Source organism: Pseudomonas sp. Irchel s3b2 (assembly GCF_900187445.1).
Lineage (GTDB): Bacteria > Pseudomonadota > Gammaproteobacteria > Pseudomonadales > Pseudomonadaceae > Aquipseudomonas.
Window position 1 is genome coordinate 130,057 of sequence record NZ_FYEB01000010.1, and the last position, 12,972, is coordinate 143,028.

Consider the following 12,972-nt stretch of genomic DNA (forward strand, 5'->3'; position numbering starts at 1 on the left):
GTTTGAGTGCGTAGCGCTCACAAGATTTTTGATGCATCAGAGATTTTGGGGCTGCTTCGCAACCCAACGGGGGCAAGCCCCCTCGCCACAAAAGCCCGCTCCCACAGGTTTTGTGTTGGTGCTTATGGCTTGAGGACTACCTTCGAGTAATCCTGGCGACCAAACGGACTGACCTGATAGCCCTGCACATCCTTGCGTGTCAGCGCAAAGGCCGTCGGGTGCACCAGTGGCAGCCACAACGCCTGTTGCTGGATCTGCGCCTGAGCCTGTTCATAGAGCTTGGTGCGTACACCTTGCTCGCCGGTGGTCTTGCCGGCGCTGATCAGCTTGTCCAGGTCCTGGTTGCAGTAGCGGGCGAAGTTGGTGCCGGATTTGACCCCCGCACAGGAAAACTGCGGCGTGAGGAAGTTGTCCGGGTCACCGTTGTCGCCGGCCCAGCCCATGAATAACAGGTCGTGCTCGCCGGCCTTGGCACGGCGAATCAGTTCGCCCCATTCGATCACACGAATCTCGGCCTGAATGCCGATTTCCGCCAGATCGGACTGAAGAAGCTGCGCGCCGAGGCTTGGATTGGGGTTCAGCAGGCTGCCGGAAGGGCGGGTCCAGATGGTGGTCTGGAAACCATTCTTGAGCCCGGCCTTGGCCATGAGTGCCTTGGCCTTTTCGATGTCATGCGGGTAGCCCGGCAAACCTTTGGCGTAGCTCCAGGTATTGGGCGGATACGGGCCGTTGGCGGGTTCGGCGGTGTCTTCGAACACGGCTTTGACGTAGTTGGCCTTGTCGAACGCGAGATTGATCGCCTGGCGTACTTCAGGCTTATCCAGCGGCGGGTGTTGGCTGTTGATGCCCACGAAGGCGGTCATGAAGGCGTCAGTCTTTTCGACTTTCAGGGTGGGTTCTTTCAGCGCGGCCTGTACGTCCAGCGGTTTGGGCGACAGGGCAATCTGGCATTCGTTGCGGCGCAACTTCTGCAAACGCACGTTGGCATCGGGGGTGATGGCGAAGATCAGCGGGTCTATCGACGGCTTGCCGCGGAAGTAATCCGGGTTGGCCTTGTAGCGAATCGAGGCGTCTTTCTGGAAGCGCGTGAAAATGAACGGACCGCTGCCGATCGGCTGGCTGTTGAGCTTTTCCGGAGTGCCGGCCTTCATCAGTTGGTCGGCGTACTCGGCCGAATAGATCGAGGCGAAACCCATGCTCAGGGTTGGCAGGAAAGTCGAGTCCGGGTGATCGAGAGTAAAGCGGATGGTGAGCGGATCCAGTGCGTCGATCTTCTTGATCAGCGCGGGTAACTGCATCGACTGGGCATGCGGGAAGCCGCTTTGGGCGATCTTGTGCCACGGGTGCGCCGGGTCGAGCATGCGGTCGAAGCTGAATTTCACGTCTTCGGCGGTCAGGTCGCGCGTCGGGCTGAAGTACTCGGTGCGGTGGAATTTCACCTGCGGGTGCAATTTGAAGACGTAGGTCAGGCCGTCGGGTGTGACTTCCCAGCTGTCCGCCAGGCTGGGGATCACTTTGCCGCTGGCCGTATCGAAGTCCACCAGACTGTTCATCAGCACGTCGGCCGAGGCGTTGGTAGTGGTCAGCGAGTTGTATTGCACCACATCGAACCCTTCCGGGCTGGCCTCGGTGCAGACGCTCAGGGCGGCGGCATGGGCCAAAGGGCTCAGTAGAAGCGGGGCGAGCAGCAGCGGTAGGGCAGCAAGGCGCATGGTCGGATTCCTTTACAGATCGAAGGCCCATCTGCAAGTGCAGTCTGGAAAAGGCTTACCCTAGTAGGCTCTTTTACAAATGACTATCCCCTTTTTCATTTTGAGGGGAGTATGGGCAACTGTTTTCGGTGAGTAGCGATTGAGGAAAACCCTGAATGGGCCCGTTGGCCGATTCTCTGCGACGAGCGGTCGTTCTCGGGGACAGCCTTTGTCCAAGGCGCTCGGCGCCCGAAAACCCAGGTTTTTATCAACTCAATGCACACCGGTTGTTGTTGCTCTCTAGTCTTTCTGGTATAAAGCAGCGCTCTTTTCTAGGGGCCCGGTTCCTTCACTGTAGGTGTAGCCGGTAAGACCTCTAAAGAAACGCGGCGCCTGGCGCCAAATGACTGAGAGATTAAGCGGCCAACCCATGCCGGGTTGGGCATGTGGTTTTAGAGGGCTGAGGCATGTCGAGAGTATGTCAAGTTACCGGTAAGGGTCCGGTGACTGGGAATAACATTTCCCACGCAAACAACAAAACCCGTCGTCGTTTCCTGCCGAACCTGCAGCATCACCGCTTCTGGGTTGAAGAAGAGAAACGTTTCGTGCGTCTGCGCGTATCTGCCAAAGGCATGCGTATCATCGACAAGCGTGGCATCACTGTCGTGCTGGCCGAAATCCGCAAAGCCGGCAAGATCTAAGGGAGCTAATCATGCGTGAATTGATTCGTTTGATTTCGAGCGCCGGTACTGGTCACTTCTACACTACCGACAAGAACAAGCGCACTACTCCGGACAAAATCGAGATCAAGAAATTTGATCCGGTTGTTCGTAAGCACGTGATCTACAAAGAAGGCAAAATCAAGTAATTGATTTTTCCCTCTTACAAAAAAGGCCCGTATCGCGAGATACGGGCCTTTTTTGTTGGCTGTGGGTTTTGTGTTGTCTGTCAGGGCCTCATCGCGGGCAAGCCACGCTCCCACAGGTTTTGTGATCGACACAGATCCTTGTGGGAGCGGCGGTGCGGCGATCCGACTTGCCCGCGATGAGGCCGGCCCAAACAGCACAAATCCTCAAGCCTTCTGTTCAAACACCACATAGATCTTGCGGCACGGCTCCAGCACTTCCCAAGTGCCTTTGAAACCGGCCGGGATTACGAAACGATCGCCCACACGCAGGGTCTTGGCGTTGCCCTCGCCGTCGCGCAGTACTGAAACCCCCTGAACGATTTCGCAGTATTCGTGCTCGGTGTAGTTCACTAGCCACTGGCCGACTTCGCCTTCCCAAACACCTGCACTCATCTGGCCGCACGGGCTGTTGTAGTGGTTGTACACCGCTTGCTCGGGGTCGCCCTTGAGGACTTTCGCCGGGTCTGGTCGATAGCGATCGGGCTGGGTAGTGGCCTGGCTGAAATCGACGATATCCTGAATGCTCATGCTGGTATTCCCCCGTGATTGCGCTGGAAAATTGAAAGTCTATGTTTATTAAAATGAACATCGCAAGGCCGTTTGCCGGCCTTGTGTCAAATATATTGAAACTTCACCGGCCGCTGGTTTAGGGTAACGGTTGCCTTGAGCCGAAAAGCAGGCTGGCCGGGCAGAATTCCTGACAGTGCCCGCATAGAACGCGGGGCACTCGTATTCAATAAGAGGAGGACACTCGAATGACCACCCTGACTCGTGCCGACTGGGAACAACGCGCTCGCGATCTAAAGATCGAAGGCCGCGCCTACATCAATGGCGAATACACCGATGCCGCCTCTGGCGAGACCTTCGAGTGCATCAGCCCGGTCGATGGCCGCCTGCTGGGCAAAATTGCCAGCTGTGATGCTGCCGACGCCCAGCGTGCCGTGGACAATGCCCGCGCCACTTTCAATTCCGGCGCCTGGTCGCGCCTGGCGCCGACCAAGCGCAAAGCCACCATGATTCGTTTCGCCGGTCTGCTGAAGCAGCACGCCGAAGAACTGGCCCTGCTCGAAACCCTGGACATGGGCAAGCCGATCAGCGATTCCTTGTACATCGACGTTCCCGGTGCGGCGCAAGCCCTGAGCTGGAGCGGTGAAGCCATCGACAAGATCTACGACGAAGTCGCCGCCACTCCGCATGATCAGTTGGGTCTGGTGACTCGCGAGCCGGTCGGCGTGGTCGGTGCGATCGTGCCATGGAACTTCCCGTTGATGATGGCCTGCTGGAAGCTCGGCCCGGCGTTGTCCACCGGTAACTCGGTGATCCTCAAACCTTCCGAAAAATCGCCGCTGACGGCCATTCGCATTGCGGCGCTGGCGGTTGAAGCGGGTATTCCGAAAGGTGTGCTGAACGTGCTGCCGGGTTACGGTCACACCGTCGGCAAGGCCCTGGCTCTGCACAATGACGTCGACACCCTGGTGTTCACCGGTTCGACCAAGATCGCCAAGCAACTGCTGATCTACTCCGGCGAATCGAACATGAAGCGCGTCTGGCTGGAAGCTGGCGGCAAGAGCCCGAACATCGTGTTCGCCGATGCGCCGGACCTGCAAGCCGCCGCCGAAGCCGCTGCCGGTGCCATCGCCTTCAACCAGGGCGAAGTCTGCACCGCCGGTTCGCGCCTGCTGGTCGAGCGTTCGATCAAGGACAAATTCCTGCCGCTGGTGATTGAAGCCCTGAAAACCTGGAAACCGGGCAACCCGCTGGATCCGGCAACCAACGTCGGTGCGCTGGTGGATACTCAGCAGATGAACACCGTGCTGTCCTACATCGAGTCCGGTCACACCGATGGCGCCAAACTGGTGGCCGGCGGTAAGCGCATTCTTCAAGAAACCGGTGGCACTTACGTCGAGCCGACGATTTTCGATGGCGTGAGCAACGCGATGAAAATTGCTCAGGAAGAAATCTTCGGTCCGGTGTTGTCGGTCATCACCTTCGACAGCGCTGAAGAAGCCATCCAGATCGCTAACGACACGCCTTACGGTCTGGCCGCTGCAGTCTGGACCGCCGACATCTCCAAGGCTCACCTGACCGCCAAGGCTTTGCGTGCCGGTAGCGTGTGGGTCAACCAGTACGATGGCGGCGACATGACCGCGCCATTCGGTGGCTTCAAACAATCCGGCAATGGTCGCGACAAGTCGCTGCATGCGTTCGACAAGTACACCGAGCTGAAGGCGACCTGGATCAAGTTGTAATGCGTAGCGGGCCCCGGTTCATATCGAGGCCCGACGCAACATAGACCCCTTGTGGGAGCGAGCCTGCTCGCGATAGCGGTATGACAGTCGACGTCAACGTTGAATGTTGCTCCGTCATCGCGAGCAGGCTCGCTCCCACATTGCTTTGCGCTGCACATAAAATATCCACAGGAGTGTGGAACATGCGTTGGGCGACTTATTTCGCCGTTTTGGCGTCTGTCTTGAGTGTCGGCCTGGCCCTGGGGGTCAGCATGCCGTTGGTTTCGCTGCGTCTGGAGGGCTGGGGTTACGGCTCGTTCGCGATCGGCGTGATGGCGGCGATGCCGGCCATTGGCGTACTGCTGGGGGCGAAAATCTCCAGCCACCTCGCAGCCCGTTTCGGCACGGCCAATCTGATGCGCCTGTGCCTGTGGGCCGGTGCGATATCCATCGGTTTGTTGGCAGTGTGGCCGAGCTACCCCGTCTGGCTGGTGTTGCGGTTGATGATCGGGGTGATCCTGACCCTCGTCTTCATCCTCGGCGAAAGCTGGATCAACCAACTGGTGGTCGAGCAATGGCGCGGTCGGCTGGTGGCGCTGTATGGCAGTAGCTATGCCCTGAGTCAGCTGGCCGGGCCGTTGCTGTTGGGGGCGTTGGGCACCGAGCATGATTACGGCTTCTGGGTTGGCGTCGCTTTGCTGATGGCTTCACCGCTGCTGTTGCTGGGCCGTAGCGGAGCGCCCAGTAGCGAAGCCTGCAGCGTGACGCTCCGCGACTTGCTGATTTTTTGCCGCAATCTGCCAGCAATTGCCTGGGCGGTGTCGCTGTTCGCCGCGTTCGAAGCGATGATCCTGACTTTATTGCCGATCTATTGTCTGCGTCAGGGCTTCACCACGGAAATCGCCTTGGCGATGGTCAGTACGGTTGTGGTGGGTGATGCCTTGCTACAACTGCCGATCGGTGCGCTGGCTGATCGCCTGTCGCGGCGAACGTTATTCGCCGGCTGCGCAATACTTTTGCTGCTGTCGAGCCTGGCGATTCCGTTGTTGATCGATACGTTATTGATCTGGCCGCTGTGGGTGGTGTTTGGCGCCAGTGCCGGCGGATTGTTCACCTTGTCGCTGATCCTGATTGGCGAACGTTATCGCGACGATGCCTTGGTGCGGGCCAATGCCCATATTGCGCAACTGTGGGGAATTGGTTGCTTGATCGGGCCCTTGCTGGCCGGTGCCGGCAGCCAATGGATCAGCGGCCATGCCTTGCCGTTATTGATGGCAGCAGGTGCGTTGGGATTGGTGATTCTGGTGTCGCGGCAAGGGGCGTTTGGGGCAGTGCAACCTACGTAGTTTTGTAGCAGCTGCCGAAGGCTGCGTTCGGCTGCGAAGCAGTCGTAAACCGGGTTTACTCGGTTAACCTGAAAGTCCGAGGTGCCTGATTTTACGACTGCTGTGCAGCCGAACGCAGGCTTCGCCAGCTGCTACAACATTCGCTCCAGGCCGACCTTGCTGCTAAGCCACGAATTGAAGTGTCGCCACCACCCCCCCGGTTCTTTGGTCAATATGCGCTGCTTGCCGTCATCTTCGGTGACCCAGACGATTTGACCCTTTTCCAGTCGAGCCTGATAGCTGAGGGCGGGCGCCATTCCCTCAAGTGCCAGTTCGCGCACACGCGCGGCAAGTTTCGGGCTGTCCACCAGGACCCCGACTTCGGTGTTCCACAGCACTGAGCGCGGGTCGAAATTGAATGAGCCGATGAAGGTTTTTTGCTGATCGAAAATAATCGCCTTGCTGTGCAGGCTGGAATCGGAACTGCGGTACGACCCGCTGTGAAACAGACGCGGTCCGCTGCCGCTGTCACCGTTGTCGCCGGGCTGGCGGCGTAATTCGAACAGCTGCACGCCGTGCGCCAGCAAGGCTTTGCGATAAGGCGCATAACCACCGTGCGCTGCCGGTACGTCGGTGGCTTCCAGTGAGTTGGTCAGCACACTGATCGATATGCCGGCATCGGCGCGACTGGTCAGGTATACCAGGCCCGGTTGGCCGGGTACGAGGTAGGCCGAGACCATGATCAGTTCTTTGCTGACCCCATTAAGCTCAGGTGCCAACTGAGTAGTCAGCAGTAAGTGTGGATCCGGCTCGCCCTCGGACAGGACTTTGCTCGGTGCGTCCCACAATGCCTGGTTCCAGGCCCAGATCAGCTCGCGGCGCCAGACATCCAGGCGCGGGTGAGTGGTGTAGGCCATCAACTGCTGATAAAGCGCGTGGTTCTGTTTTCGCGTTTCCTCCAGGGACTCGTCCAGTCGGGTCCGGGTATTTTTCAAATCCCTGGCTGTCGGCTTGCTTGAGAGAAACTGCTCGATCGGCTTGCTCAGGGCGCTGTTCCAGTATTGGTCGAAACTGTGCCCCAGTTGCTCTGCAACCGGGCCGACACTGAGCATGTCGATGTCGGTGAAATTGAGGTTGGGCTCGGCATCGAAATACTCGTCCCCCAGGTTGCGTCCGCCAACGATCGCCGCGCTGTTATCCGCCACCCACAGTTTGTTGTGCATGCGCCGGTGTTGCAGCGACAGGTTGAAGAGCCGGCCCATGGTTCGTGTGACGACCGTGCTGCGGCCCAGATGCAGCGGATTGAACACGCGGATCTGAATTTTTGGATGGGCGGCAAGGGTCGCGATGATCCGGTCCAGGCCATCGCTGGTGGTGTCGTCGAGCAGGATCCGTACCCGTACTCCACGGTCGGCAGCCTTGAGCAACTCACCCACCAATATCCGCGTACTGATGCCGTCATGGACGATGTAGTACTGCAGATCGAGACTGCTTTGGGCGTTGCGAATCAGCTCGGCGCGGGCGGTGAAAGCCTCGGAACTGTCGGATAGCAAGCGAAAGCCCGATTGGCCCTGATGGGGGGCAGCCTGGGCCTGGATCGAGCGGCCGAACGCCGAGTTCGTCGCCGGTAGGGCCTGGCTCGGCTCGCGAGGGGCGTTGAGCGTCGTGCAGCCACCCAGAAACGAGGCGAGTAACAGAAGAGCAAGCAATGGCTGTCTGATTCTCACGGAGCGTGTTCCGGGTGGTGGCGGTTAGCATATGGACGCCGCATCCCGAGGAAAGGTCAGTCGGTTTCCGCCAGCAGTTTGATGGCCGCCGCACCGACCTTGCGTACTGCTTCTTCAATCTGCGGGGTTGTTTTGGCAGCGTAGTTCATTCGCAGGCAATTGCGGTATTTGCCCGAAGCGGAAAAGATACTGCCGACGGCAATCTGCACGCCTTGGTCATGCAGCGCTCGATTGAGCTTCAGGGTGTCGAAGCCCTCCGGCAGTTCGACCCATAGCATGAAGCTGCCTTGCGGGCGGCTGGCGCGGGTACCCGCGGGGAAATAGCGGGTGACCCAGTCGATCATCGCGTCGCGATTGCGCTGGTATTGCGTGCGCATCCGCCGCAAATGCGGTTCGAAGTGCCCGGCCTTGAGAAATTCGGCAATCGCAATCTGCGGTTGCGGCGCAGTGCAGCCGGTGCTGATGTACTTCATGTGCAGCACCCGTTCCAGATAACGACCCGGCGCGACCCAACCAATGCGCAGGCCCGGTGCCAGGGTCTTGGAAAAAGAACTGCAGAGCAGGACGCGGCCGTCTTCGTCGAAGGATTTGATGGTGCGTGGGCGCGGGTAGGTGTAGGCCAGTTCGCCATACACATCGTCCTCGATAATCGCCACGTCAAAACGCTGTGCGAGCGTCAACAGCGCACGCTTGCGCGACTCCGGCATGATGTAGCCCAACGGGTTGTTACAGTTGGGGGTCAACTGTATGGCTTTGATCGGCCATTGCTCCAACGCCAGTTCCAAAGCATCGAGGCTGATACCAGTAAGCGGGTCGGTGGGGATTTCCAGCGCTTTCATGCCCAGGCCCTTGAGGGTCTGCATGGCGCCGTGAAAGCTCGGCGAATCCACGGCCACGATGTCACCCGGCTCGCAAATGGCACGGATACTGGTGGACAGTGCTTCGTGGCAACCGGTAGTGATTACCAGATCGTTGGCGCTCAACTGGCAGCCCGAATCGAGCATCAGGCGAGCGATCTGCTCGCGTAATTCGAGGGTACCGTAGATGTTGTCGTAATACAGACCGGGCATGTCCTGCCGACGGCTGATTCGCGCCAGGTTGCGCAGCAGCGGTTTCATGGTCGGGGTGGTGATATCCGGCATGCCGCGACCGAGTTGCACGACGTCCTTGCGCGGTACGGCGCGAATCAGCTCCAGTACCTGATCCCACTGCGAAATATCCACCGGTCGTTGGGCTGGCCGGCCAACCACTGGCAGCTCCGGCAGCTCGCGACTCACGGGCACGAAGTAGCCTGACTTGGGTTTGGGCATCGCCAGACCAACGTCTTCCAGCACTCGATAGGCCTGCTGCACCGTGCTCAGGCTGACCCCGTGTTCGACACTCAACGCCCGCACCGAGGGCAGCCGGTCGCCGGGACGATAGAAGCCCTGTTCGATACGTGTGCCGAGCAATTCGGCGAGATTGACGTAGAGGGTCATGGCGCAGTCTCGATGTGGGTGATTCGGTTAACCAGTACAGATGGGGCGAAAATAAGTGATTCAGACGCTGAAACGGAAAATCTGTATGGGCTTAATACAGCATCATTGAATCTGTAATGCTTTTCGTCGTCCGCGCATCATGAAAGCTCTGGCTACCCAAGTAAACAGGAGCGACGAAAATGAACGGCTTGAGCGATGTGCGGCTGACGTTACACAGTCAGGAACTGGCGGCAGGGCAGAAAAACGGCGCGCGCGAGGCGGTCATGCGCAACGCACCGTCCTGCCTGGGTCGCTGGGGCCTGTTCTGGCATCGTCTGCACACGCGCAAGGTGTTGCTGACGCTGACACCGGAGCAGTTGATGGATGTAGGGCTGAGTCGGGAGCAGGCGTTGGAGGAGGGACTTAAACCGTTCTGGCGGATCTGAGTTCTATGGCGCTTTAAGGGGCCTCATCGCGGCATGGGTATCTACACATCTCTAAAGCCATCGGCTGGCTACCCAGCCGATGGCTTCTTTCGCAAAACCCGCCAGTTCCTGTGGGGTGTAGTGCTCCAGCGTTTCGCACATCATCACCAAAAGCATGGACAAACCGGCCAACACCGCAGACGCGGTAACCGGCTGCGAGCGCTTCATTTGTCGACCCGATAGACGGACCAAAAAGTCCCCCGTTTGCTCGGAAAATTCACCCTCTCCCCGCATTATTCGCCAACTTACCGCACACGCCTGGCTGGCAATCAGTAGCCCATGCCAGTCAGTTAAGCCGTAATGCTACCTGTAGCAGCTGGCGAAGCCTGCGTTCGGCTGCGTAGCAGTCGTAAAATCAGCCACCGGGATGCGTCAGGCGGACCGCGTGCCCGGATTCACGACTGCTTCGCAGCCGAACGCAGCCTTCGGCAGCTGCTACAAGGAAATGCGTCGCGGCTGAAGTTGCTTAACTGACTGGCATTAGGGCAAGCCCGCTCCCACAGGGATTGCGTTCGACTGACAGGCATTGGAACCTCCTCCCCTATCCTCGTTTCGAAACCCCAGACAGCAAAACGCCCGGCGTCTGCGCATTGCAGAGGCCGGGCGTTGCGCTGAAGCCTGCGATTTACTGGATAGTGACGTTGCCAGCGCCGCCGAGTTTGCTCATCACGAAGCCGACAAATTCCTCGAGGGTCATTTTCTGGCCGTTGAAGTCCACCTGATTGTTGGCGTAGTGCAGCTTGGTGACGACGTTGTTACCGTCCAGTTTCGCCAGTTGTGTACCGACCGCCATGCTGCCGAACATGTCGGCGGTTGCGCCCGCCTGATCGGCGATGAGCTTGGCGTCGGTCTGGCCGTCGATTTGCGATTGCACGGTGAGCACGTCAACCAGCATTGGCTTGGACACCAATAGGTTGAAGTCCAACAGTGCGATCAACTGCTTGACCAACTGGTCTGGCGGCAGGTCCATGGACTGCGGCTTGGTCAGGTCCAGCACCAGATTGGCGCGGCTTTCGCCGTTGCTGGTGTTGAACGACAGGTTTTCCAGAGCCACCTGCGGGCCGGCGGCCAGCAGTTTCTCCAGACCGGTCTTGACCTGCGCTTCTTCGGCCGGGGTCAGGTTCAGCTCCGGCACCGGTAGACCAGCGGCAGCGGCTTCAGCGGCGGCCTTCTCGTACGGTTGCAGTTTGGTCTGGTAGATCTGCATCAGCGACATCGTTGACGGGATGTCGAGGTTTTTCAGGCTCATGGCCATTTGCGCAGAGCCGATAACCTTGCCGTTCAAGGACACTTCACCGACCTTGTAATCGGCACGCCCCGAAGCGTTGGTGCCCGATTCCTCAGTCTTGTTCTTCATTTCAAAGTTCTTGAAACCGAGTACCGATTGCTTGGGACCAAAAGTGGTTTTGCTGTTAGTCAGCTCGACGGTGTTTTCGCCGACGTAATAGCCGTACGTGCTTTTGTTCAGGTTACTGGCCAGGGTCAAGCCGTTGAGCTCGACCTTCACCGGGGTCTGATCTTCGGCCACGGTGGTCAGTTTCAGACTGTCCATGTAACCGTCGGCCTTGACCTTTTGCGCCTGGGCACTGGCAGCTACGTCCAGCTTCATCCCGGAGAAGGTCAGATTGGACTTGTCGTCCAGTGCTGCTTCCAGTGGCAGAAATTCAAGGGTGCCTTTGGTGGAGTTGTCGTAGCCGATGTTGACCACGCCTTTGACCGGGGATTTGTCCTTGGCGGCGGCGAACCACTTTTCGGTCAGCGGGGTCTTTTCCAGCTCGTAGTGACTGGTGGCCAGGACCGGCAACCACTTCAGCGACACCAGACGCGAGAACGGCAGAGGGCCGTGTTCGATGCGATCGACGAATAGCATCTCCATCGGCGCTTCACCAAACATCTCGCCCTCGCCCTTGAGGCGGTAGTGCGCGGTGCTGCTGAACACATGGCGGTCCAGCGACACCAGCTCCAGAGACGCCGTGCCGTTGGAACCAGCCAACGCGGCTTGCAGCTCTTTGTTGGCGTCGGCAATCGAGGTGTTCAGCACTCCATCGAGTTTGCTGCCGGTGTACCACGCACCGCCAGCGCTGATTGCACCGATGGCCACGACAATTCCTAGAAGCACGCCTGCTGATTTATTCATGAAGTACCCGATCAATGTCCGTTGTTGGAAGTGTGGTCGTCTTCCCTGAACCCATGACGGGTTGCGGTCACGACTTAAAGTGGGATGGAGATTAGCATTTGCGCCGCAACGCGGCCCAATGATTAAAGGTGAAAGAGTGTCTATGGGCCGTGCAGATAAGTTGAGAGTATCAGCGGACATAAGATCGCCTTCGCGGGCAAGCCTCGCTCCTACAGATTCGTGTCGTGCGTAATATTCGTGAAACGACACAAATCCTGTAGGAGCGAGGTTTGCCCGCGAAAGCGTCAGTCCAGCCAACATCAATTCAGGAATACTGAACCTCAATCTCATCCAGCTGATGATCGAAGCTCTTCAGCCGCGCAGTCCACGTATACACCAGCACTTCAAAATCCCGATTGATCACCGCCCCGCCGGTCACTTCCCCGCGTGGGTCGCAGAAGTCCAGTTGATAGCGCTCGCGGGCCATGGCAGTGGCGACATCGGACAGCTCTCGCGCATTGTTGAGCCAGTGCCACCCCTCGTCAGCCACTTGCTTGTCCAGCGCCAGGCATTGTTTTTTCAATGTTTCGAGGCTTTTTTCCAGTGGCGTGCCGGTGAGTTCACCCATGACTTCCTGGAACGTACGCCCCGGTTGCCAGTAACTGCCCCAGAAATACCGGTCGAATACCGTTTCGACGCGACGCAAAGCCACCTTGGTGTCCCAGATCTGTACCAGGATCTTGCCTTGTTCGAGGTGTTTTTTCTTGATGCGCTGGCCCTGTAATGAAGCCCAGGCGACCACCACGATAGCCATCACGGCGATCAACGCCGCCGCGCTGTCGAGGAACATCAGCGCCGTGTCGAGCTGGTGGGCCAGCATGACGCCGTAGAAATAGGTGGCCGACAGCAAAACCAATGCCGCAATGGCGCACCAAAAGCCGGGAGCGTAAGGGTTTTTCATTATTAGATCCCCATGATCAACGCAAGCCTTGATCGACGGGTTCGCCGCGCGTCCCCATCAATTCAAAGCATAGCA

General features: G+C 58.5%; 12 protein-coding genes. 5 read left to right on the forward strand and 7 right to left on the reverse strand.

The features are described 5' to 3' along the window. Positions 1–122: 122 nt before the first annotated feature. Positions 123–1,712 carry an ABC transporter substrate-binding protein gene (locus CKW20_RS20245; RefSeq protein ID WP_095054495.1) on the reverse strand — a complete coding sequence of 530 codons (1,590 nt, stop codon included), beginning with the start codon at positions 1,710–1,712 and terminating at the stop codon, positions 123–125. 446 nt (positions 1,713–2,158) lie between these two features. Between CKW20_RS20245 and rpmB the strand changes: the two genes are divergently transcribed. Then, positions 2,159–2,392, forward strand: a complete 234-nt coding sequence (gene rpmB, locus CKW20_RS20250; protein ID WP_007894701.1) for a 50S ribosomal protein L28 — start codon at positions 2,159–2,161, stop codon at positions 2,390–2,392. Between the two features lie 11 nt (positions 2,393–2,403). After that, a complete protein-coding gene (gene rpmG / locus CKW20_RS20255) occupies positions 2,404–2,559 on the forward strand; it encodes a 50S ribosomal protein L33 (RefSeq protein ID WP_007894709.1) in 156 nt (51 codons plus the stop codon). A gap of 204 nt (positions 2,560–2,763) precedes the next feature. Here the strand turns inward: rpmG and CKW20_RS20260 are convergent, their stop codons facing one another. Then, positions 2,764–3,126 carry a cupin domain-containing protein gene (locus CKW20_RS20260; RefSeq protein WP_095054496.1) on the reverse strand — a complete coding sequence of 121 codons (363 nt, stop codon included), beginning with the start codon at positions 3,124–3,126 and terminating at the stop codon, positions 2,764–2,766. Between the two features lie 227 nt (positions 3,127–3,353). Here CKW20_RS20260 and CKW20_RS20265 point away from each other — a divergent pair, with 227 nt between their 5' ends. Together CKW20_RS20265 and CKW20_RS20275 are read left to right on the forward strand one after the other, a co-directional pair. Next, positions 3,354–4,847, forward strand: a complete 1,494-nt coding sequence (locus CKW20_RS20265; protein ID WP_095054497.1) for an aldehyde dehydrogenase — start codon at positions 3,354–3,356, stop codon at positions 4,845–4,847. A gap of 182 nt (positions 4,848–5,029) precedes the next feature. After that, entirely contained in the window at positions 5,030–6,172 is a 1,143-nt protein-coding gene (locus tag CKW20_RS20275) for an MFS transporter (protein ID WP_095054498.1), read from the forward strand. A gap of 131 nt (positions 6,173–6,303) precedes the next feature. Here the strand turns inward: CKW20_RS20275 and CKW20_RS20280 are convergent, their stop codons facing one another. Further along, positions 6,304–7,878 (reverse strand): phospholipase D family protein, encoded by a 1,575-nt coding sequence (locus CKW20_RS20280; protein ID WP_095054499.1) that lies wholly within the window; start codon positions 7,876–7,878, stop codon positions 6,304–6,306. 56 nt (positions 7,879–7,934) lie between these two features. After that, positions 7,935–9,356, reverse strand: a complete 1,422-nt coding sequence (locus CKW20_RS20285; protein ID WP_095054500.1) for a PLP-dependent aminotransferase family protein — start codon at positions 9,354–9,356, stop codon at positions 7,935–7,937. Positions 9,357–9,535: 179 nt separating this feature from the next. On the opposite strand from CKW20_RS20285, the gene CKW20_RS20290 reads away from it, so the two are divergent. Beyond that, on the forward strand, positions 9,536–9,781 hold the full coding sequence (locus CKW20_RS20290) for a DUF1127 domain-containing protein (RefSeq protein WP_095054501.1): 246 nt from the start codon (positions 9,536–9,538) through the stop codon (positions 9,779–9,781). 51 nt (positions 9,782–9,832) lie between these two features. Here CKW20_RS20290 and CKW20_RS29625 read toward each other — a convergent pair whose 3' ends face one another. The 3 genes from CKW20_RS29625 to CKW20_RS20300 all read right to left on the reverse strand — a co-directional run bounded on the left by CKW20_RS29625 (position 9,833) and on the right by CKW20_RS20300 (position 12,897). Beyond that, on the reverse strand, positions 9,833–9,988 hold the full coding sequence (locus CKW20_RS29625) for a hypothetical protein (RefSeq protein ID WP_176466932.1): 156 nt from the start codon (positions 9,986–9,988) through the stop codon (positions 9,833–9,835). A 457-nt stretch (positions 9,989–10,445) separates the two neighbouring features. After that, the gene (locus tag CKW20_RS20295; protein WP_095054502.1) at positions 10,446–11,957 is read right to left on the reverse strand and encodes a YdgA family protein; all 1,512 of its coding nucleotides are present in this window, start codon (positions 11,955–11,957) and stop codon (positions 10,446–10,448) included. Between the two features lie 304 nt (positions 11,958–12,261). Beyond that, positions 12,262–12,897 (reverse strand): NADH:ubiquinone oxidoreductase subunit N, encoded by a 636-nt coding sequence (locus CKW20_RS20300; protein WP_095054503.1) that lies wholly within the window; start codon positions 12,895–12,897, stop codon positions 12,262–12,264. Positions 12,898–12,972: the final 75 nt, after the last annotated feature.

Coding starts and splice junctions, on each gene's coding strand:
- CKW20_RS20290 (WP_095054501.1), top strand. CDS start 9,536: ATGAACGGCTTGAGCGATGTGCGGCTGACGTTACACAGTCAGGAACTG.
- CKW20_RS20260 (WP_095054496.1), bottom strand. CDS start 3,126: ATGAGCATTCAGGATATCGTCGATTTCAGCCAGGCCACTACCCAGCCC.
- CKW20_RS20295 (WP_095054502.1), bottom strand. CDS start 11,957: ATGAATAAATCAGCAGGCGTGCTTCTAGGAATTGTCGTGGCCATCGGT.
- CKW20_RS20265 (WP_095054497.1), top strand. CDS start 3,354: ATGACCACCCTGACTCGTGCCGACTGGGAACAACGCGCTCGCGATCTA.
- CKW20_RS20275 (WP_095054498.1), top strand. CDS start 5,030: ATGCGTTGGGCGACTTATTTCGCCGTTTTGGCGTCTGTCTTGAGTGTC.
- CKW20_RS20285 (WP_095054500.1), bottom strand. CDS start 9,356: ATGACCCTCTACGTCAATCTCGCCGAATTGCTCGGCACACGTATCGAA.
- rpmG (WP_007894709.1), top strand. CDS start 2,404: ATGCGTGAATTGATTCGTTTGATTTCGAGCGCCGGTACTGGTCACTTC.
- CKW20_RS29625 (WP_176466932.1), bottom strand. CDS start 9,988: ATGAAGCGCTCGCAGCCGGTTACCGCGTCTGCGGTGTTGGCCGGTTTG.
- CKW20_RS20245 (WP_095054495.1), bottom strand. CDS start 1,712: ATGCGCCTTGCTGCCCTACCGCTGCTGCTCGCCCCGCTTCTACTGAGC.
- rpmB (WP_007894701.1), top strand. CDS start 2,159: ATGTCGAGAGTATGTCAAGTTACCGGTAAGGGTCCGGTGACTGGGAAT.
- CKW20_RS20300 (WP_095054503.1), bottom strand. CDS start 12,897: ATGAAAAACCCTTACGCTCCCGGCTTTTGGTGCGCCATTGCGGCATTG.